The organism is Micromonospora sp. KC213 (genome assembly GCF_004348325.1).
GTDB lineage: Bacteria > Actinomycetota > Actinomycetes > Mycobacteriales > Micromonosporaceae > Micromonospora.
On sequence record NZ_SMKF01000038.1, the window covers coordinates 19,289 to 38,745 of the forward strand.

A 19,457-nucleotide genomic window follows, 5' to 3' on the forward strand; every position below is an offset into this window, starting at 1 on the left:
CGAGCCCAGCGGGCCGTCGGACACGTTCCGGCGGCCCGCTGGCATCTGCCGGTGGGCTCAGGCGCTCTGCCGCAAGTAGGTCCGCACCCCGAGCAGGACGGACAGTACGGCGATTCCGAGGGCGATCAGCGCCGTCGAGAGCATGGTCGTGCTGAGCACGTCGCCCTGGAACGCGCTGCGCATGCCGTCGACGATGTACCGGAACGGGGTCAGCCGCGAGACCAGGTCGAGCCAGCGCGGCGCGAACGACATCGGCAGCATCACCCCGGAGAGCAGCAGCAGTGGCATCAGCCCCGTGTTCAGCGTCGGCCCCAGGGTGTCCTCGCTCTTCACCGTCAACGCGAGGGCGCAGGAGAGACAGGCCAGACCCAGCGACAGGAGCATGACCACACCGAGCGCCGCCAGCACCCCCGGCACCGACGCCCGCAGGCCCAGCGGTATCGCCACCGCGATCAGCAGGACCGCCTGGACGAGTAGCAGCACGACGTCGCGCAGTACCCGGCCGAGCAGCAGGGCGACCCGGCTCACCGGGGTCACCCGCAACCGCTCGATCACTCCACTACGCCATTCCGCGATCACCCCGAAGCCGACGAACGCGGAACCGAAGAGGCTCAGCTGCACCAGCACCCCGGGCACGTACGTCTGCCACGCGCGCTCGGCCGGGACGCCGGTGATCGACAGGGTACTGGTCATCAGCGGGCCGTAGAGCACCAGGAACGCCACCGGTTGGGAGATCCCGATGATGATCCAGATCGGGCTCCGCAGGGAGATCCGTGCGTGTCGTTGGAACACCAGCAGGATGTCAACGAGCATGGACATGCTCCACCCCCTCGGTGGTCGGAATCGGTGAGGTCGGGCCGTTCGGGTCGTCGCGCAGGCCCCGACCGGTGAGGGTGAGGAAGACGTCGTCCAGGCTGGGGCGGGCGAGCTGCAACGCCCGTACGCCGAGACCCGCGCCGGCCAGGGTGGTGATCACGTCGATGATGCCCTGTTCGCCGTCGGCCAGGGTGACCTGGAGACCGCCCGTGCCCGTCACCGCCGCCTGCCGGACCCCGGGCAGCCCGGCCAGCAGTCGCCGCGCGGCGTCCGGGTCGCCGGCCACGTCCACGGTCAGCACGTCGGCGGCCAGTTGCCGCTTCAGGTTGGCGGGGGTGTCCTCGGCGACGATCCGTCCGTGGTCGATCACCAGGATGCGGTCGCAGAGCGCGTCCGCCTCGTCCAGGTAGTGGGTGGTCAGGAAGACGGTGGTGCCGTTCTCGTCGCGCAGCCGGCGGATGTGCTCCCACAGGTTGTTGCGGCTGTGCGGATCCAGGCCGGCGGTCGGCTCGTCCAGGAAGACGATCTGCGGCTCGTGGACCAGGCCGAGCGCGATGTCCAGCCGGCGACGCTGCCCGCCGGAGAGCGAGCCGACCGGCCGGGAACCCAGCCCGCCGAGGTCGAGCTGCGCCAGGAGGGCGGCCACCCGACGGCCGGCCGGTCCGGTCCCGATCCGGTACAGCCGTGCCTGCAGGAACAGTTCCTCGTCCACCAGCGCGCTGGGGTCGGTGCCGCCGTACTGGGCGACGTACCCGATCCGACGGCGGACCTCCCGTGGTGCGGTACGCAGGTCCGCGCCGGCGATGCGGGCCGTGCCGCTGGTCGGTTGCAGCAGTGTGGTGAGCATCCGCAGGGTGGTGGTTTTGCCGGCGCCGTTGGGGCCGAGGAACCCGACGATCTCCCCGGGCTGGACCCGTAGGTCGACCCCCCGGACCGCCGCGACGGTCTGCCGGCCGGCCCGGAAGGTCCGGGTCAGGCCGTTCGCCTCGATGATGGTCATGGCTGTCCCTCGGTTTCCGCGTGGGTGGCCCGGCCGTCGCCCTCGGCGAGCACCGGCAGGTCCCGCCAGGCGTGCGGATCGGTCGGGTCGGCGGGGGCGTCGGCGTGCAGGACGTACCGGTGCGGCGCCATCGCGGTGTACGAGCCGGCGAGCCGGCGCAGGCAGGCCAGGTGCGCCTGCGCGGGGCCGCCTATCTCGTCGCTGGCGGCCAGATGGGCGACGATCGTCCCGTCACCGCCGTCGTTCTCGTGCCTCGGGTCGGGGTGCACCACGAACGCCTGGGCGTGCCCGGGCAGTGCCAGCCGCAGCATCCGGTTGACCTCGCCGAGCTGGATCCAGCTGTGGTCGATGTGGTGCCAGTCGCCGTCCCGGGCGATCGGCGTGATCCCGGCGACCTCGCCGATCTGCGCCAGCGGAATGTTGTCGGTGGCCGCCGCGGCGAGCACCCGTTCGGTGCCGAGCAGCAGCCCTTCCATCTCCGCGTCGGGAACATACCGGTTGTCCCCGGTGATGAGCTCCAGGATCAGCGACTGCTCGGTCCGCACCAGGTGGAACAGGAGCAGGTTGTCGAAGCCGGCCGGGGTCCACCAGTCGATGAACGTCTCGGCAGTGGCGATTGTCGGCAAATCCGGCGGGGCATTGCCGGAGATGTTGTTGAACACGCCATCACGGATCATGGGTAGGCCCCGTTCGTGCGCGATCCGGTCGTGCACCCGCTGCAACGCCTCGGCGTCGAAGACGCTGTTGCGGTTGGCGCGCAGCAAGGCGGTCCCGGCGTGCCGGACCAGCGCGTCGTAGTCGGGCTGGCTGACGTCGAGGCCGATCAGGCCGTCCTGGGACACGGTGCTGACGTACTCGCGCAGCCGTGCGCCCAGCCGGTTGGCGGCGGGGGAGTAGAGCACCACGTGTCGCTGCCCGCTCCGGGTGGCGAGCACGGCGGCGAGCGCGGCCAGGACGGCCATCGATCGGCTGGCGCCGATGCGGGCCGTGATCCGGTCGAGCGCGGCTGCCGCGCGCGGCGAGTGCAGCTCGGCGCTGCGCGGGGCGAGCGCCGGCGCGCTGCCGTCCGGCCCGGCCCCGTCGGCCGGTGCCACCGGTACGACCGGTCGGGGCAGTACGCAGCGGGGACGCCGCCGCAGGATGGCCGACCAGTACCGCAGCGCCGCCTCGGCCTGCCGCCGGCTCTGCGGTGAGCGTTCCCGCGCGGCCCGGTCCAGCGGCTGGTGCGGGGGCTCGTCCCGGTCGCTGGCCGTCCCGGCCAGCAGTGCGGTGAAGCGTTTGCCCAGCACGGCGATGCTGCCATAGTCGGCGGCCATGTGCGAGTAGACCGCGACCGCGGCGTGCACCAGATCGCCGTCGACCGCCACCGCGAAGCGCAGCGGTAGGTCGGTGGACAGGTCGATCGGTCGTTCCCGTAACCGGCCGATCAGCTCCCGGGCCAGCGCCGCGCCCCCGGGCCCGGCCGGCCGTTCGTGGATCTCGATCGGCAGTTCGACGCTGCGGGCCACGCGCTGCACCGGCCCGTCCGGCCCGTGGTGGTACGTGGTGCGCAGGGACTCGTACCGGCGGACCAGGCCGGCCAGGGCGGTGCAGGCACGGTCGAGAGTGGTCCCGGCCGGCACCGTGAAGACCCATTGATCCAGGCTGAGGAAGTGGTCGTCGGTGAGCGCGGAGATCCATTGCAGCGCGTTCGCCTGTCCCAGGGTCAGTGGGCCCTGCGCGGCGCGGGGGCCGTCCACCCGTAGGTGGATGGTGCGGACGGTCTCGCTCGGGGCGGTCATCGGTCACCTTCCGTGGCGGTACGGCCGGCACCGGAGGCGAGCACAGGTCGGGAACGCCAGGCAGCCGGGTCGGTGGGGTTGGCCGGGGCCGAATCGTGCAGGACGTAGTGGTGTGGGGTCACCACGGCGTACCGGCCGCCGAGGTGGGCCAGGCAGGCCAGGTGAGCCTGCCGCGGGGTCCGGGCCCCGTCCGCGGCGACGAGGTGCGCGACCACGCGGTGCCCGGGCCCGTCCGGGACGGCGAACGCGTACGCGGGGGTGCCCAGCGCGTCGTGCAGCAGCGCCTGGACCTGGCTGAGCTGTACCCAACTGACCCCCACCCGCACCCAGTCGCGGTCGCGGGCCACCGGGGTGAGCCCGCTGAGGGCGGGGATGTCGTCGAGGCGTACCTGCCCGGCGCCGGCGGCGACGAGGACGCGTTCCATGCCCCGCAGCAGGGCGGCGATCTCGGTACGGGGTACGTGCCGGGTGTCGCCGGTGCTGACACCGAGGATCATGGCCGGACGGACGGCGATCAACTGGACCACCAGGCGGTTGGGGAAGTGCGGCGTCGTCGTCCAGGTGAGGCTGCTCTCCGCGGCGCCGGGCGTGGGCGACCAGCGCAGGCCGGGGTGGTCGAGCACCGGCAGTTGGACGGTGGCCGCCTGCCCGGCGTCGAGCGTCAGGTGGGCGCTGATGTTGTTGAAGACGCAGTCCCGGCTGTAGTCCATGCCCTGCTCGTCGTTGATCCGGGTGGCCTCGGCCACCAGGTCGCCCACGTCGAAGATGCTGTTCCGGTTGGCCCGCAACATGGCCGCGCCGGTACGCCGGGCCAGGTCGTCGAAGGTCGGTCCGGTCACGTCCACCACCATCAGACCGTCCTGCGCCAGGGTGCCGACGTAGTCGCGCAGCCGGGACGTGAACCGGTTGCTGGACAGCGCGGCGAACACACAGCGGGACTGGCTCACCCGTACCGACACCACGGCGGAGAATGCGGCGAGTACGGCGGCGGCGGGACCGGCCTGGGTCCGGGCGGCGATCTGGTCGAGGGCCGCGGTGGCGGCGGGGGAGCGCAGCGCTGCGCAGGCCGCGCCGCTCTGCGCGCTGTGGACGGGTGGCAGCGCCATCAGGCACTGGGGTGTCTGCCGCAGGTGCCCGGTCCAGTACCGCAGGGCCGCGGCCGTTCGCCGTTGCCCGGCCGGGGAGGTCTCCTCGGCCGCCTGGTCGAGCGGCTGGTGCCGGCCCGTCCCGGCCGACCGTTCCTCGGGGGCGTCCACCAGCTCGGCGAACTCCCGGCTCAGAATCGCCATGCTGCCGTAGTCGACGGCCATGTGTGAATACACGGCCACGGCTGCGACCGCTTTGTCGCCCGAGGCCGCCACAGCCAGGCGTACGGGCAATTCGTTGGCCAAGTCGAACGGCTTCTCCCGGAGGTGGCCAATCATCTGACGGGATATCTGATCCGGATCGGCGGCGGCGTCGACATGGTGCATTTCGGCGGTGAGCACTCCGGTGCGCAGGACGTGTTGGAGCAGCTCGCCGTCGCGTTCGTGAAACATCGTCCGCAGCGATTCGTGCCGGGCCAGCAGGATCGAGACGGCCTCCACCACGTCCGTGACGTGGACGCCGGCGGGCACCGGAAGGATCCACTGCAGGGTGCCCATCGGGTTGGACAGATCCATCCGCATCCACTGCCAGGTGTTGCGTTGACCGCAGGTGAGCGGCCCTTCGCCGGCCCGCTGCCCGGCGAATGCGATCTCCAGCCGGTCTTTTACCATGGGACTGGACATCATGCCTCCGCTCGTCGGCGACCCTACGTGCCTGCCGTCCCACCCTCGCCCCTGCGGCCCCGCCGCGGATAGTCGGGAAAACCCCATTGTTGGCCGGCCCGCGTCCCGGGGTCACCGAGGCGGCCCGTACGTCCCGTTCGGTGTTGATTCCCAGGGGTTTGCGAATGAATAGTCAACAAAGCAGGTAAATTGCCTGCTCTGGTTCATTGGCGGGCGCGTCTTTCCTTTGTCTGGTCCGGGATTCCCGGCCCTCGGGAACCTGGGGATTACCCCATTGCCTGCCCGTGACCGGCTCCCTAACGTAGTGGCGTCTAACGATCAATAATTGACCCGAGGGGTGGCCGCACCATGACCTCGCTGGCACCGACCCGGCCCGATGTCGTCCTGCGTCAGGTGGCGGCCTTCGCGCCGGAACGCTCGGTCACCGTGGAGGAGATCGCCGCCGAGCTGGGGCTCAACCGCTACCAGACCCGGCTGTTCCGGCGGATCCGTGGGCTGAACCGGATGCGCAGCGACCCCGACCTCGGGCTCCTCGACCTGGTCTGCCCGCCGGCGGACGCGCTGCTGGCCACCGTCGCCGAACGCGACCGGATCCGTTACCTGATCTTCGCCCACACCGCGCAGGACCTCACGCCCACCACCATGATCGCGGCGGACGCGCTGCGTGAACGGCTCGGCCTCACCGGGGCCGAGGCGTTCGCGGTGACCCAGCACGCCTGCGCCAGCGGCCTGCTCGCCGTGGAGGTCGCCGGCGAGCTGCTGCGCGCCGACGGCGACCCGACGGCCCTCGCGCTCGTGCTCACCGGGGAACAGCCGTTCACCCGGGCCGTCCGGGTGCTCTGGAACACCTCGATCATCGGCGAGGCGTCGTCGGCCTGCCTGGTGGGCCTCGGTGGCGAGGGCACCCGCGTCCTGTCGTACGCGGCGCGCACGGTGGGCGAGTTCTTCGACGGGTACCAGCTCGCCGGCGAGGCCCTGCACCGCTTCGGCAGCACCTACCACACCCACCTGATCGCAGTGATCCAGGAGGCGCTGGACGCCGCCGGGCTGGAGCTGGACGACCTGACGTTGGTCGTCCCGCACAACGTCAACATCTCCTCCTGGGTCACCATCTGCGCCACCCTGGGGCTGGCCCGGGACCGGGTCTTCCTGGACAACGTCGGGGAGTTCTCGCACTGTTCGTGCACCGACCCGTTTCTCAACCTGGCGACGCTCGCCCGCCAGGGTGCGCTGGTTGCCGGGGGGCGCTACCTGGTCACCGCCGTCGGTCTCGGTGCCACCTACTCCGCCATGGTCGTCGAGTGCTGAGGGAGCCGATCATGTTCACCCGATACCTCCGCGAGATCAAGCGGGCGCTGACCGGGGCTCCCGATACGCCGCTGGTGCTGGTGTGCAACTTCGAGGCCGAGGCGCAGTGGGCACGGGGACACGTCGGGCTCCCCGCGCCGCCCGCGAACGCCGCCCGCCCGCTGGTCGCCGCCATGGAGGAACTCGGTGTACTGCTCGCCGGCCCGGACGACACGCTGGTGCTCAGCCGCCCGCCCGACCCCGGATACCAGGACTATCTGACCGAGCAGGGCCTGGCCCTGCCCACCGTGCTGGTGCCCGAGAACTGCCAGCCCGGGCGCTCCACCACCCGGAACGCGCTGGACTCGCCGGTCCTGCTCGACCAGCTTCGCCGGCTCGGCGGGGACGGCGCCCACCTGCTGCCGATGGGTACCACCAGTGACGAGGAGGAGCTCGCCCGCCGATGCGGCATCCTCCTGGCCGGACCGGGCGCCCAGGTGGTCGAACGGGTCAACAGCAAGGTCTACGGCCGGCGGCTGACCGACGCGGCCGGCCTGCGCCCGGTGCCCGGCGCCTGCTGCGAGACCCGGCAGGAACTGACCGACGTGCTGGCGCGATACCAGGGCCGGCTGGAGTCCGGGCAACCGCTGGTGGTCAAGGACGCCTACGGTGTCTCCGGCAAGGGGTTGCTGGTGCTCGACAACCCGACCCGGGCGGCGCAACTGCTGCGGATGGTGGACCGGCGGGCGGCCCGCACCGGCGACGACCGGATGCAGGTGGTCGTCGAGGAGTGGCTACCCAAGCGGTGTGACCTGAACTACCAGATCACCATCGGACGCGACGGGCGGGCGGCCCTGGACTTCGTCAAGCAGGCGCTGACCGCGCAGGGCGTGCACCAGGGCCACCTGATGCCGGCCGACCTCAGCGCCGAGCAGTACCGGCAGATCGAGCACGCCGCCGCTCAGGTGGCGGCCCGGCTGCACGCCGACGGCTACCACGGGGTGGTGGGCGTGGACGCCATCGTGGGCGCCGACGAGACGCTCTACCCGGTGCTGGAGATCAACGCGCGGCTGAACATGTCCACCTACCAGGGGGCGATCACGGAGCTGTGCCAGCCGCCCGGCACCGTCGCGCTGGCCCGGCACTACCCGCTGCGACTCGCGGCCCCCCTGGAGTTCGCCGCCGTACGGCGCGTCCTAGACGGCGTCCGCGCCGGCTGGCCCGCGACGCGGGTGCTGGTCACCTGTTTCGCCACCGTCAACGCGAACGCGCTCGTGCCCGTCGGCGCCGGTGGCCCGCCGGAGCCGTTCGACGGGCGGCTGTACGCCCTGCTGATCGCCCCCGACCGGGACCGGTTGGCCGAACTCGACGGGGCCGTGCGGGCCGCCGTCACCACCCTGTCGCTGCCCGAGGAGAGCCATGACTGAGCCGGCCAACGGCCACACCGTCCAGGGCGTACCCGTCGCCGAACTGGCCGACCGGTACGGCACTCCGCTGTACCTCTACGACGGTGCGATCATCCGCGCGACCTACCGGCGGCTGCGCGACCTGCTCGACCCGTCGGTCGAGATCTACTACTCGCTCAAGGCCAACCCGAACATCAGCGTCTGCGCGCTCCTGCACTCGCTGGGCGCCGGCGCCGAGGTCTCCTCCCTGGCCGAACTGGTCACCGCCCGCCGCGCCGGGGTGCCGGCGCGGGACATCATCTTCCTCGGACCGGGCAAGTCCGCCGCCGAGCTGGCCGCCTGCCTGGAGCACGACATCGGCGCGATCGTGTGCGAGTCCCTCGACGAGGTCGCCACCGTCGAGGCCATGGCGGCGGCACTGCCCGACACCGGCAGCGGTAGCCGTTACGTCCGGGTCGTGCTGCGGGTCAACCCGGCGTTCGTCACCAAGGGCTCCCGGTTGGCGATGGGCGGCAAGCCCCGCCAGTTCGGCATCGACCAGGAACTGGTTGCCGAGGCCGGCCCGACCCTCAAGGCGCTACGCCACGTACGGGTCGTCGGCCTGCACGCCTACATGGGCACCCGGATCCTCGACGCCGCGGACATCGTGCACAACACCCGCGGCGTGCTCACCGCCGCGGCGGAGTTGGCCGCCGCGCTGGATCTTCCGCTCGACCTCGTCGACGTCGGCGGCGGGTTCGGCGTGCCGTACTTCGACAAGGAGTCCGACCTGGACGTCGAGACGGTGGCCGAGGGGTTCAACGCCGCCGTCGCGCGGTTCCGCGTCGATCACCCGCAGACCCGGGTCATCACCGAGCTGGGTCGCTACCTCATCGGCTGGGCGGGCACCTACGTGGTCCGTGCCCGGCAGGTCAAGGCGTCGCGCGGCGAATGGTTCGTCGTCGCCGACGGCGGCACCAACCACCACATGGCGGCGGTCGGCATCGGCAGCTTCGTCAAGCGGAACTTCCCCATCCGGTCGCTGACCCGACCGGCCGAGCCGCCGGTCCGCCAGTACACGGTCACCGGGCCGCTCTGCACGCCCAACGACGTGATCGGCAAGCAGGTGGCGCTGCCCGAGGTCCGCCCGGGCGACCTGATCGGCGTCGAGCGCTCCGGCGCGTACGGGCCGAGCGCGTCTCCGGTGCTCTTCCTCAGCCACGGCCACCCGGCCGAGGTGCTCGTCCTCGACGGCGTGGCGCACCTGGTGCGCCGGGCCGACACCGTCGACGACCTGCTCCGACCACAGCGCCTCGTCGATCCCGCCGTACCGGTTGCGACTCCGGCCCCGGCCGCGTCGCCGATCCCCTGAGTCGATGTCCCACCGCGTCATGCCCGGCCGCCGGTCGGCCGGATCGTTCCCGAGAGGAAGAACCGATGGAACGCAACGAGATCGTCAAGAACATCCAGGGTGCGCTGACCGAGGTGTTGATGCGTGACTTCGGTCCGCTGCCCGAGAGCACCCGCCTCTTCGAGGACATGCACCTGGACTCCACCGCCATCCTCGAGCTGCTCATGGCCCTGGAGGACAACATCGGCATCGAGGTTGATCCCGAGAAGCTGGACATGGACGACTTCCGCACCATCGGCACGCTGACGGACTTCCTGGAGCGTACGCCGAAGGTGACGTCCTGAGCCGTGCCGCCGCCCGCTCCACCACGGAGGACCTGGCCATGCCCCTGACCCTGCGCGGCGCGGCGGCCCTCGTGCGTCTCGACGGCAACCCGTACGAGCGCGACGAGGGACTGCTCGCCTACCAACGGGACCTGCTCGCGCCGTACGGCATCGAGGTCGACGAGGATCTGATGAAGCAGTCCCGGAACATCGGGTTCCGGGAACTGGCCGAGGAGCTGATCGGCCGGTGCCCGAGCCCGATCGGCGTGCCCGACCTGCTGCTGCTGGCCTACGGACTGCCCGACCGTTACCCGCTCAAGACCGTCACCACCCGGCTCAACGCCCTGATGGGTGGCCACAGCCGTAGCTTCGCCGTCTCCGAGCAGGGACTGCGGGCACCGTTCACCGCCCTGCGGATCGCCGAGGCTCACCACCGGGCGGGGCAGGCAACCAGCCTCGCCCTGTTCGTCTGCGAGCAGACCACACTGCCCTACCGGGACCCGCTCGTGCACGACACGCCCCTGGTGGACAGCGCCGTCCTGCTGTACTTCGGCACCGGCACCGGCACCGGCTTTCGCTTCGTCGGCACCGAGGCCACCGGCGACGGGGTACCGCTCGGGGAACTGCTGGCCAGCCGGCGTCCGGCCCTACCGCCCGGGCCGGCGTTGCTGGTCGCCGGTCCCTGGCCGGCGGCTGACCAGCTCGACGCCGTCGATTTGCCGGTGCACCGGTGCGAGCCGGGCAGCTACTGCACCAGCGTCTGGCTCGACCTGGCCCGCCACCACGAGGAATGGGCCCGCCGCTACGCCAGCCTCGTCCTGTGCGACACCGATCCGCGCACCGGCCGCAGCCAGCTCGCCGTACTCGTCAACACCGGTACGTCCGATCGCAGGGAGGTCCGATCGTGAACCGGGCAGCGCCCGTGCCGCCGCCAGCGGCGGCCACGCCGTACGCTTTCGTCCTGGACTCGCTGCACGGGCGGGCCGCGCCCGGCCGGCTGGTCGCGTCCCCCACCGGCCACGTCCTGGCCTCCACGGTGGCCCTGCCCGGCGTGCCACCCGGGCCGCTGACCCGCTTCGGCCTGGCGGTCACCGACGCCACGCCCGAGTCCGCCTTCGGCGAGGGGCCGGCCGCCGACCGCTTCGCCGCCGGCCTGCTGGACGCGCACCGTGAGTTGCTGCACGCCACGCTCGGGCACGCGCTGCGGCACCTCGAGGGACGTACGTCGGGTGACACCACCCTGCTGGCCAAGCAGCTCGTCGCCGGTCAGTTGGCCGACATCGCGCTGCGGCTGGCCGAGGACGCGGCCGTGCCGCAGATCCGCCGGCACGCCGACCGGGCCGCCCGGTGGCGCTGCCACCTGCGTCTGGTCGGCATCGGCCGGGACCTGCTGCGGCTGCTGGGCGCCAGCGGTTTCCTCGCCGACGGACCGGCCGGCGACCTGCACCTGGCCGAGGTCGCCGGCAACGTCTACCTGCACCCCGACACGGAGGACGCCGATGAATGAGCTTCGCGAGGCCGCCCCGTCCGCCGGGGCGGACCTGCTCGACGAGCGGATTCGGGAACTGGCCGACCACTGCGCGGCGATGGCCGGGCGGCTACGGGAAATCGGCCGGCGGCTGGACCGGGACCCGGATGCCATCGTCGAGTTCCTCGACGAGCCGCAGGTGCGGTTCCCCGTGCAGGGGATGCTTCCGCCGCAGTACCGGTCGGTCGGGGAGTTCCCGGCCCGGCTGGTCGAGGCGAGCAGCACGGTCCTCGGTCAGGTCGTCGCCACCGAACAGGTTTCCTACGGCGATCCGAACGTGCTCCTCGCCAGTCCCGGGCCGTCACTGTCCGGCGGAGTCGTCCAGGCACTTGCCGATGATGCGCAGCGGCAGCGCTACTTCGGTCGGTTGTCCGCAGCGCCCACGCACACGTTCTTCGCCCTGACCGAGCCGGGCAAGGGCTCGGCGGCACTGGAACTGGAGACCACGCTGACCCCGGTGCCCGGCGGCGGCTGGCTGCTCAACGGGGTGAAGTGCTACATCGGCAACGGCGCGCGTGCTCAGCTCGGGGTGGTGTTCTGCCGGCGGGCCCCCGGACCGTGGGGGATCGAGGCGGTGCTGCTGGACACCACCGCGCCGGGGTTCAGCGGTGAGCTGCTGCCCACCGTCGGGCTGCGCGGCGCGCGGATCAGCCGGCTGCGCTTCCAGGACGTCTTCGTCGCCCCGCAGGACCTGCTCGGCGCGCACCGCCCGCCGAGCCGGCGCGGGCTCTACGGCGCCACGTACATCCTCTACCGGTTCCGGCCGGGCATCGCGGCGATGGCGATCGGCTGCGCCCAGGCGGCCTGTGACTACCTGCGTACGCACCGCCGGTCGCTGCCCCGGCGCGACGGTGACCGGCTCGACGGGATCGAGGACCGCATCGCCGCGGTGCGGCACCGGACGTACGCGGTGGCCGCCGACATCGACGCCGGTACGGTCGACGTGGCCGCGATCGGCGCGGTCAAGGCCCGGGCGGCGCGGGTGGCCGAGGACGCCACCCGGCTCGTGGCCGAGCTGCTGGGCCCCGCCTCCCTGCTGGAGCATCCCTGGCTGGAGAAGGTCTACCGCGACGTGCGGGCGTTCGAGCTGATGGAGGGGACGACGAACCTGCACGCCTTGGCGGTCTTCCAGAGCCTGCTGCGCGGCACGGGGCCGACGGACCGCCCGCTTGCGCCGGAACGGGCGGTCGACGGTGCGCCTCGGCATTGACCTGGTAAGGCTGGACGAGCTGGACCGGCTGCTGCGGCGGGCCTGGTTCGTCCGGTACGTCTTCGCCGCCGACGAACTGGCCCACGCCGAGACGTTGGGCGACAGCCGGCGTCGGGAGTACCTGGCCGGGCGGTTCGCCGCGAAGGAGGCGGTGCTCAAGGTGCTGGGCACCGGCCTGTTCGAGGGGGTCGCCCCCCGGGACATCGCGTTGCTGCGTGATTCCGGGGGGCGACCGACGGTCGTGTTGCGGGGCAGCGCCGCCCATGCCGCCCGATCGGTTTCGATCACTCACGTGAGCGTTTCCGTCACCCACAAACGGGATCTGGTGGCCGTCGTCGCCGCGGGCTGGTGAGACACGGTTGCCGACTCGACCACCGCCGGGCCGGCGCCCCGCCGCACCGCCCGTCCCCGTGCCAAGGAGTACGACGTGATTCCATCCCCGATCCGCTCGCACCCGTACCGCCGGAGACCGGCCGACCGGGACCTGCCCCGCACGCCTGGCGTGGAGCTGTCCCGGGTGGCCGGCGTCGAGCACCTGTCTGATCCGGTCGGTCCGGAGCTGGCGGGCGGCGGCGGGCGGCGCCGGCAGCTGGTGGGCCGGGAGGCGGAGTGCGCGGCGCTGGCGGCGGCGGTGAGCGCCCTGGTCGAGGGCGATGGACGGATCGTCGAGGTGGCCGGGGAGCCGGGGATCGGCAAGACCAGCCTGCTGGATCATGTCGCCGGTCTGGCGCGGGCCAACGGGGTGCAGGTGCTCAACGGCCGCGCTCCGGCCCCGGGCTCGGATGTGCCGATGGCGGCGCTCGTCGACGCGCTCGACCCGTACCTGGCCCGAGCGCCGCAGGCCCGGCTGGCCGAGATCCGGCCCGACCACGCGGACCTGCTCAACAACATCTTCCCGTCGCTGCGCCTGTCCGGGGCCCGCTCGCTCGCGCCCGCCGGCGTGCCGGCAGCCGCCCGGCAGTTGCGCGCCGTGCGTCTTCTGCTGGAGGTGTTGGCGGCCGACCGACCGTTGCTGATCACGGTGGACGACCTGCACAACGGCGACCGGGCCACCATCGACCTGCTCTGCCACCTGCTCGACGCGCCACCGCGTACCCCGCTGCTGCTCGTCGTGGCGCACCGCCGCCGCCAGTCGCCGGCCCGGCTGCGCCTGGCGTTGGACACCGCCGGCCAGGTGACCAGGGTCGCGGTGGGGCCGCTCGCGGAGTGCCACCTCGACGCGTTGACGCAGGTGCCGCTCTCGGCGGGCCGGCGCGGGGTGCTGTACGACCTGTCGGGGGGCAATCCACGGTACCTGTCGGCGCTGCTGGCCTCGGCGCTGCCCGCCGGCCCGACGAGCGAGCACCTGGAACTGGGGGCGTTCCCACCCGACGTGGAAAGCGCGTTGGCGGCCGAACTCGAACTGCTGTCCACCACGGCCCGTCTGGTCGCCTCCGCCGCGGCGGTACTCGGGCCGGAGCCGGTCGACACCGGCCTGCTCGCGGAGGTCGGCGGGATCGCCGCCGAGCAGGTGCCGGTGGCCATCGACGAACTCGTCGCCGCCGATCTGTTGCGTCCGGTGCCCGGCGGCGGATGCTTCGCGTTTCGCCACCGGGTCGTCCAGCACGCGGCGTACCTGGCCACCGACGCCGGCTGGCGACTGGCGGCACACGCCCGCGCGCTGGCGGCGTTGCAAGGCCGTCGGGCCGCGGCGGCGGTCCGGGCGCCGCACCTGGTGCGGCTGGCCGTGCCCGGCGACGTCGCCGCCGTCGAGGCGCTCAGCGAGGCGGCCGAGACGGTGGTCGACCGGGCCCCCGACACGGCGGTCCGGTGGCTCGGCGCCGCCATCCGGCTGCTCCCGGCGACCGCGGAGACCGCCGAGCGCCGGATCGCGCTACGTGTGCGGCTCGGCCGGGCGCTGGGTGCCGCGGGTCATCCGAGGACGGCACGGGCCGTGCTGCACGAGGCCCTGCGGATGGTGGACGACCACCCGTCACCGGCCCGGGCCGGTGCCATCCTGCTGTGTGCCCGGCTCGAACGCCAACTCGGCCGGCGGGATGAGGCGGCGGCGCTGCTGCGTGCCGGCCTGACGCCGTCCGACGGCGCTCGCCCGGGCGACCGGGTGGCCCTCGCGCTGGCCCTGGCCGGGGTGGAGCTGACCAGCGGCCGGGCCGGGCAGGCCCGCCGCTGGGCGGCCGGCGCGCTGGGCGCCGTCCGGCACGCCGGGGCCGTGCCGGCGACGGTACGGGCGCACGCGCTGGGGCTGCTCGCGGCCGCCAGCCACCTGAGGGGCAACCGTGCGGCGCGCGGCGAGACCGATCGGGCCGCCGCGTTGCTCGACGCGACCCTGGACGGAGACCTCAGGGAGGGGCCGGAGAGTGCCGTCTGGGTGGGGTGGAGCGAGATTCTGCTGGACCGTTTCGACTCCGCGGTGCACCACCTCAGCCGTGCCATCGACGTCTCCCGCGGAGCCGGTCGCTACTTTCCGCTGCTGCACCTGCTCTGTGCCCGGATCCTGGCCTACCGGTGCAGCGGGCGGCTGGTGGAGGCGGCCGCCGACTGCGCGCGGGCACTGCGGCTGGCGTCCCGCACGCAGTGTCGCGAGCTGCACTCGGTGGCGACGACGACGGCGGGATTGTTGGACGTCTGGACCGGAGTCGGTGGCACCGGCTGTCCCCCGGCGTCGGCACCACCGACCCTCGCCCCGCCCGTCGTCGGTCTGCCGGGCACCCTGGCACTGGCCGCGTACGCGGAGACCCGACTCGCCCTGGGAGACCCGTCCGGCTGCCTGGCCGTGGCCTCGGCCGCCGGCCTGCCCGAACTGGAGCCGTGGTCGCAGGTGGGCTGGTACGAGCTGTTCACCCGTGCCGCGTTGGCCGGGGACGACCCCGCCGAGGCGGCCCGGTGGGCGACGCGCGCCGGCGAGGTGGCCGGTCGGCTCGGGCAACCGAGCCGCAGCGCGCTGGCCGCGTCCGCGGCCGCCCGGATCCTGGCGCTGCGGGATCCCGCCGCCGCGGTCGTCGCCGCCCAGGGTGCGGCGGAGGCGCTTGTCCGGGCCCGGATGCCGTTGGACGCGGCGCACGCCCACGTGATCGCCGCGCGGGCCCTGGTGGCCGAGGGTGACCCGGACCGCGCCGGCGGTGCGTTGCGGCTGGCCGAGGAGTTGTTCACGCGCTGCGGTGCCCGGCTGTTCGCCCGTCAGGCGAACAGCGAGCGGCGGCGGCTGCTGGCCGACGCCCCGACCGGCGCCCGGAAGTCCCGCCGCCAGCCGGGGCACTCGGCCCTCACGAAGCGGGAGACACAGGTGGCGACGTTGGTCAGCGAAGGGCTGACCAACCGGCAGGTGGCCGCGCGGCTGTTCGTCACCCAGAAGACCGTGGAGATGCACCTGTCCCACGTGTTCACCAAACTCGGTGTCACCAACCGGGCGGCCCTGGTACGCCGGGTCCACCTGGCCGGGTTGCCGCAGGCGCAGTCGTCGTGACGCCACCGGCCCGGCCGGACCGGCGCGACGTGGGTGGACCGTCGGCTGGTCGGGCCGCCGCTCTTGCGTAGCGACGAGCGTCGCTTCATGCTGCTTCCAGCGGCTGACATAGACGACTTTCGCCCGGCCACCGGGTACCGCCCCTGGTCCTGCCGCCGGCGTTGAGCCGGATCTGCTCTGTCAGGACCCGGCACCACCACATTCAGGTCGAGGCGACGCCCGGCACCCGAATGCCAGATCCATGCTTCGCCCCGAAGCCCGTCCCCCGGAAGGAACCTCGATGAGCAGAATGGACGTGGTCCGGCACCGGCTGCTGTGGCGGGCGGTGACGATCGCCGTGGTCGGCACGGTCGCCGTGGCGTCGGCCGCCGTGGTGGGCCAGAACGACGCGTACGCGGTGACCATCGATCCGAACGCCTGGTATCAGATCGTGTCGCGGCACAGCGGGCTCGCGATGAGCGTCAGCGGGGGGTCCACCGCCGACGGTGCGGGGCTGGTGCAGGTCACCCGGGCCAACGAGACGAGCCAGCAGTTCCAGTTCGTCAGCTCCGGCGGCGGCTACCACCGGATCCGTGCCCGGCACAGTGGCAAGGCCGTGGACGTCTACAACTTCTCCATCGCCGACGGCGCCAACGTGGTGCAGTGGAGCGACCTCAACGGAGCGAACCAGCAGTTCTCGGTGCTGGACACCACCGGTGGTTTCGTCAAACTGGTCAACCGGAACAGCGGCAAGGCGCTGGACGTGTGGGAGCGGTCCACCGCCGACGGGGCGCGGATCTCGCAGTACACCGACAACGGCGGTACCAACCAACAGTGGCAACTGGTCAACGTGGCGGGCGGCGGTCCGACCGGAAGCCCGTCGCCGAACACCTTCACCAACCCGATCAAGCAGAACGGGCCGGACCCGTGGCTGCAGTACCACAACGGCTACTACCACCTGGCCACCACGACCTGGAACTCGACCATCACCATGCGCCGGTCACCGACACTCGGTGGCCTGGCCAGCGCCGTCGACCAGGTGGTGTTCAACCTCGCCGGCCGGGCCAACGGCTGCTGCAACATGTGGGCACCGGAGTTCCACCTGCTCAACGGCCCGAACGGCCCACGGTGGTATCTGTACTACGTGGCCGGGCGGAACGTGTCCGACTTCAACCCGACGCAGCGGCTGCACGTGCTGGAGAGCGCCGGTACCGACCCGATGGGTCCGTACTCCTTCAAGGCGGATCTGGGCAACGACTGGCAGTTGGATGCCAGTGTCCTCCAGGTCAACGGCAATCTCTACCTGATGGGCACCTACGGTGGTGACGGCGCCGGGCAGAGCAACTTCATCCAGCGGTTGAGCAACCCGTGGACGGTGACCGGTCCCCGGGTCAGGATCAGCTCCCCGACGCTGTCGTGGGAGCGGCAGACCGCACCGGTCAACGAGGGGCCCGAACCGCTGTACCGCAACGGCCGTACGATGATCGTGTACTCCGCCAGCGCCTGCTGGGGGCCGGACTACAAGCTGGGCCTGCTGACCCTCACCGGCAGCGATCCGATGAGCGCGGCGTCGTGGACCAAGCACCCGAACCCGGTCTTCCACCGTAACGACGCCAACGGCGTGTACGCCCCCGGCCACAACGGCTTTTTCAAGTCCCCGGACGGCACCGAGGACTGGATCGTCTACCACGCCAACAGTTCGGCGGGCGGTGGCTGCGACATGAACCGCTCCGCCCGGGCGCAGAAGTTCACCTGGAACGCCGACGGTACCCCCAACTTCGGTGTCCCGGCGCGGCTCGGCGTGACCCTCACCGCCCCCTCCGGCGAAGCGGGATGACGGCTGGCTAGCGCAGCGCGGCGGCGGCGGCCGTCCGGACCGCCGCTGTCAGCGCCGACAGCACCGTCGACTCCAGACGCCAGTACTGCCAGTACAACGGCACGTCGAGGTGGTGGTCGCCGCCGGTCAGCTCGACGAGACGGCCGGCGGCGATGTCGGTGCGGGCGACGGCCTCGGGTACGAGACCCCAGCCGAGCCCGAGGCGGATCGCCTCGGTGAAGCTCGCCGACGCGGGCACGAAGTGCGTCGGCGGGTCGACGTCGCGCCGGGTGACCATGCGGGCGAAGCGGTGTTGCAGGGTGTCCTTGCGGTTGAAGCGGATCATGGGTGCGGCGGCGAACGCCGTGGTGAGGTCCTGTCCGGCGAACCAGGACCGGTGGCCGGCGGGTGCGGCGACGGCGAGGTAGCGCATCGCGCCGAGCCGTTGCACGCGACACCCCTGCACGGCGACCCGTTCGGTGGTGACCCCGGCCATCACGGTGCCGTCGCGTAGCAGTTCGGCCGTGTGCCCCTCGTCGTCGGTGTGCAGTTCGAAGATCACCTCCGGCAGGGCGGTCAGGACCGGCAGGAACCAGCCGGCGAGGGAGTCCGCGTTGACGACGACAGCGACCCGGGTGCGGGCGTGGCCGCGTAGCGCACCGCGCGCGGCTTCGAGGGCTTCGTCCTCCAGCAGCGCCACCTGGCCGCCGAGGCGCACCAGGGGCCGTCCGGCGTCCGTGGGTACGCACGGGCGTGCGCGGCGTACCAGCACCTGCCCGACGACCTGCTCCAACGCCTTGATGCGTTGGCTGACCGCGGACGGGGTGACGTGCAGGGCCCGCGCTGCGGCGTCGAAGCTGCCCTGCTCGATGACCGCCTGGAACGTCGCGAGCTGCACCGGGTCGAGCGTCATGAGCCATTCTAATGCTACTGAAGTAACTGTAGCTGGAGTGCAGCAGCCGGCCATCCTAGCGTGGATCCCATGGCTTCCGTGCTCGCCGGCTTCGGCTTCTCCCTCGCGTTGATCGTCGCCATCGGGGCGCAGAACGCCTTCGTGCTGCGCCAGGGGTTGCGCGGTGAACACGTCCTGCCGGTCGTGGCGGTCTGCGCGGCCGCCGACGCGGCGTTGATGGCCGCCGGCATCGCCGGGCTGGGCGCGGTCCTGGCCGACGCGCCCACCGTGCTGACCGCGGTGCGGTCAGGCGGTGCCGCGTTCCTGCTCGGGTACGCGGTACTGGCGGCCCGCCGGGCGCTGCGGCCCGCCGCCCTCACCCCGCTCGACCGTCCGCCGGCCACGTTGCGTGCGACGCTGTCGGCCTGCCTGGCGTTCACGTTCCTCAACCCGCACGTCTACCTCGACACGGTGGTGCTGCTCGGTACGGTTGCCCACCATGACCCGAACCGGTGGGCGTTCGGAGCCGGGGCGGCGACGGCGAGCCTGTTCTGGTTCGCCGGGCTGGGCCTCGGCGCCCGCCGGCTGGCGCCGCTGCTCGCCCGCCCGGCGGCGTGGCGGGTCGTGGACGGGGCGATCGCCGTGGTGATGGCGGCCCTCGGGACGTCGCTGGCCCTCGGCTAGTCAGGCGGCGATGTCGACGTACTCGGTCGATCCATGGCCACGCGCCTACCGGCCGGCGCCGAATGCGGCCAGTGTGCTCACCAGGGATGTTCCGAGACAACCGTGACCGCGGTGGGCGCGGCCCGCGCCCCCACCGCGTCGCACGCGAGGCCGATCACCACCCGGCCCTGGAC

The 19,457-nt window shown here is 72.5% G+C and carries 16 protein-coding genes; 11 read left to right on the plus strand and 5 right to left on the minus strand.

What is annotated here, in order from left to right:
* Positions 1 to 57: 57 nt before the first annotated feature.
* From E1166_RS11115 to E1166_RS11130, 4 genes are read right to left on the minus strand one after another with little or no spacing between them, the layout of a single operon-like run.
* Positions 58 to 819 carry an ABC transporter permease gene (locus E1166_RS11115; protein WP_132338185.1) on the minus strand — a complete coding sequence of 254 codons (762 nt, stop codon included), beginning with the start codon at positions 817 to 819 and terminating at the stop codon, positions 58 to 60.
* Complete coding sequence (locus E1166_RS11120; protein WP_132338215.1) at positions 803 to 1,810, minus strand: ABC transporter ATP-binding protein; 1,008 nt, start codon at positions 1,808 to 1,810, stop codon at positions 803 to 805. The genes E1166_RS11115 and E1166_RS11120 overlap by 17 nt, the downstream gene beginning before the upstream one ends.
* A 2-nt stretch (positions 1,811 to 1,812) precedes the next feature.
* The gene (locus E1166_RS11125) at positions 1,813 to 3,597 is read right to left on the minus strand and encodes a condensation domain-containing protein (protein WP_132338187.1); all 1,785 of its coding nucleotides are present in this window, start codon (positions 3,595 to 3,597) and stop codon (positions 1,813 to 1,815) included.
* Complete coding sequence (locus E1166_RS11130; RefSeq protein WP_165944312.1) at positions 3,594 to 5,366, minus strand: condensation domain-containing protein; 1,773 nt, start codon at positions 5,364 to 5,366, stop codon at positions 3,594 to 3,596. The genes E1166_RS11125 and E1166_RS11130 overlap by 4 nt, the downstream gene beginning before the upstream one ends.
* A gap of 348 nt (positions 5,367 to 5,714) precedes the next feature.
* Between E1166_RS11130 and E1166_RS11135 the strand changes: the two genes are divergently transcribed.
* The 10 genes from E1166_RS11135 (at position 5,715) to E1166_RS11180 (ending at position 17,729) form a co-directional block, all read left to right on the plus strand.
* Positions 5,715 to 6,674 (plus strand): 3-oxoacyl-[acyl-carrier-protein] synthase III C-terminal domain-containing protein, encoded by a 960-nt coding sequence (locus E1166_RS11135; protein WP_132338191.1) that lies wholly within the window; start codon positions 5,715 to 5,717, stop codon positions 6,672 to 6,674.
* An 11-nt stretch (positions 6,675 to 6,685) separates the two neighbouring features.
* Complete coding sequence (locus E1166_RS11140; protein ID WP_132338193.1) at positions 6,686 to 8,080, plus strand: ATP-grasp domain-containing protein; 1,395 nt, start codon at positions 6,686 to 6,688, stop codon at positions 8,078 to 8,080.
* Positions 8,073 to 9,410 carry an alanine racemase gene (locus tag E1166_RS11145; protein ID WP_132338195.1) on the plus strand — a complete coding sequence of 446 codons (1,338 nt, stop codon included), beginning with the start codon at positions 8,073 to 8,075 and terminating at the stop codon, positions 9,408 to 9,410. The genes E1166_RS11140 and E1166_RS11145 overlap by 8 nt, the downstream gene beginning before the upstream one ends.
* Positions 9,411 to 9,475: 65 nt before the next feature.
* Positions 9,476 to 9,733, plus strand: a complete 258-nt coding sequence (locus E1166_RS11150; RefSeq protein ID WP_132260529.1) for a phosphopantetheine-binding protein — start codon at positions 9,476 to 9,478, stop codon at positions 9,731 to 9,733.
* 38 nt (positions 9,734 to 9,771) lie between these two features.
* A complete protein-coding gene (locus tag E1166_RS11155; RefSeq protein WP_132338197.1) occupies positions 9,772 to 10,620 on the plus strand; it encodes a hypothetical protein in 849 nt (282 codons plus the stop codon).
* Entirely contained in the window at positions 10,617 to 11,219 is a 603-nt protein-coding gene (locus E1166_RS11160; protein ID WP_132338199.1) for a hypothetical protein, read from the plus strand. The genes E1166_RS11155 and E1166_RS11160 overlap by 4 nt, the downstream gene beginning before the upstream one ends.
* Entirely contained in the window at positions 11,212 to 12,450 is a 1,239-nt protein-coding gene (locus E1166_RS11165) for an acyl-CoA dehydrogenase family protein (RefSeq protein ID WP_207914157.1), read from the plus strand. Before E1166_RS11160 ends, E1166_RS11165 begins: the two co-directional genes overlap by 8 nt.
* Positions 12,434 to 12,802 carry a holo-ACP synthase gene (gene acpS / locus E1166_RS11170; RefSeq protein ID WP_132260522.1) on the plus strand — a complete coding sequence of 123 codons (369 nt, stop codon included), beginning with the start codon at positions 12,434 to 12,436 and terminating at the stop codon, positions 12,800 to 12,802. The genes E1166_RS11165 and acpS overlap by 17 nt, the downstream gene beginning before the upstream one ends.
* A 75-nt stretch (positions 12,803 to 12,877) precedes the next feature.
* On the plus strand, positions 12,878 to 15,913 hold the full coding sequence (locus E1166_RS32490) for an AAA family ATPase (RefSeq protein ID WP_132338201.1): 3,036 nt from the start codon (positions 12,878 to 12,880) through the stop codon (positions 15,911 to 15,913).
* 280 nt (positions 15,914 to 16,193) lie between these two features.
* Positions 16,194 to 17,729, plus strand: a complete 1,536-nt coding sequence (locus tag E1166_RS11180; RefSeq protein WP_243710299.1) for a family 43 glycosylhydrolase — start codon at positions 16,194 to 16,196, stop codon at positions 17,727 to 17,729.
* 7 nt (positions 17,730 to 17,736) lie between these two features.
* Here E1166_RS11180 and E1166_RS11185 read toward each other — a convergent pair whose 3' ends face one another.
* Positions 17,737 to 18,621 carry a LysR family transcriptional regulator ArgP gene (locus E1166_RS11185; RefSeq protein ID WP_132338203.1) on the minus strand — a complete coding sequence of 295 codons (885 nt, stop codon included), beginning with the start codon at positions 18,619 to 18,621 and terminating at the stop codon, positions 17,737 to 17,739.
* A 69-nt stretch (positions 18,622 to 18,690) separates the two neighbouring features.
* On the opposite strand from E1166_RS11185, the gene E1166_RS11190 reads away from it, so the two are divergent.
* Positions 18,691 to 19,284 carry a LysE family transporter gene (locus tag E1166_RS11190; protein WP_132338205.1) on the plus strand — a complete coding sequence of 198 codons (594 nt, stop codon included), beginning with the start codon at positions 18,691 to 18,693 and terminating at the stop codon, positions 19,282 to 19,284.
* The last annotated feature ends 173 nt before the right edge of the window (positions 19,285 to 19,457 follow it).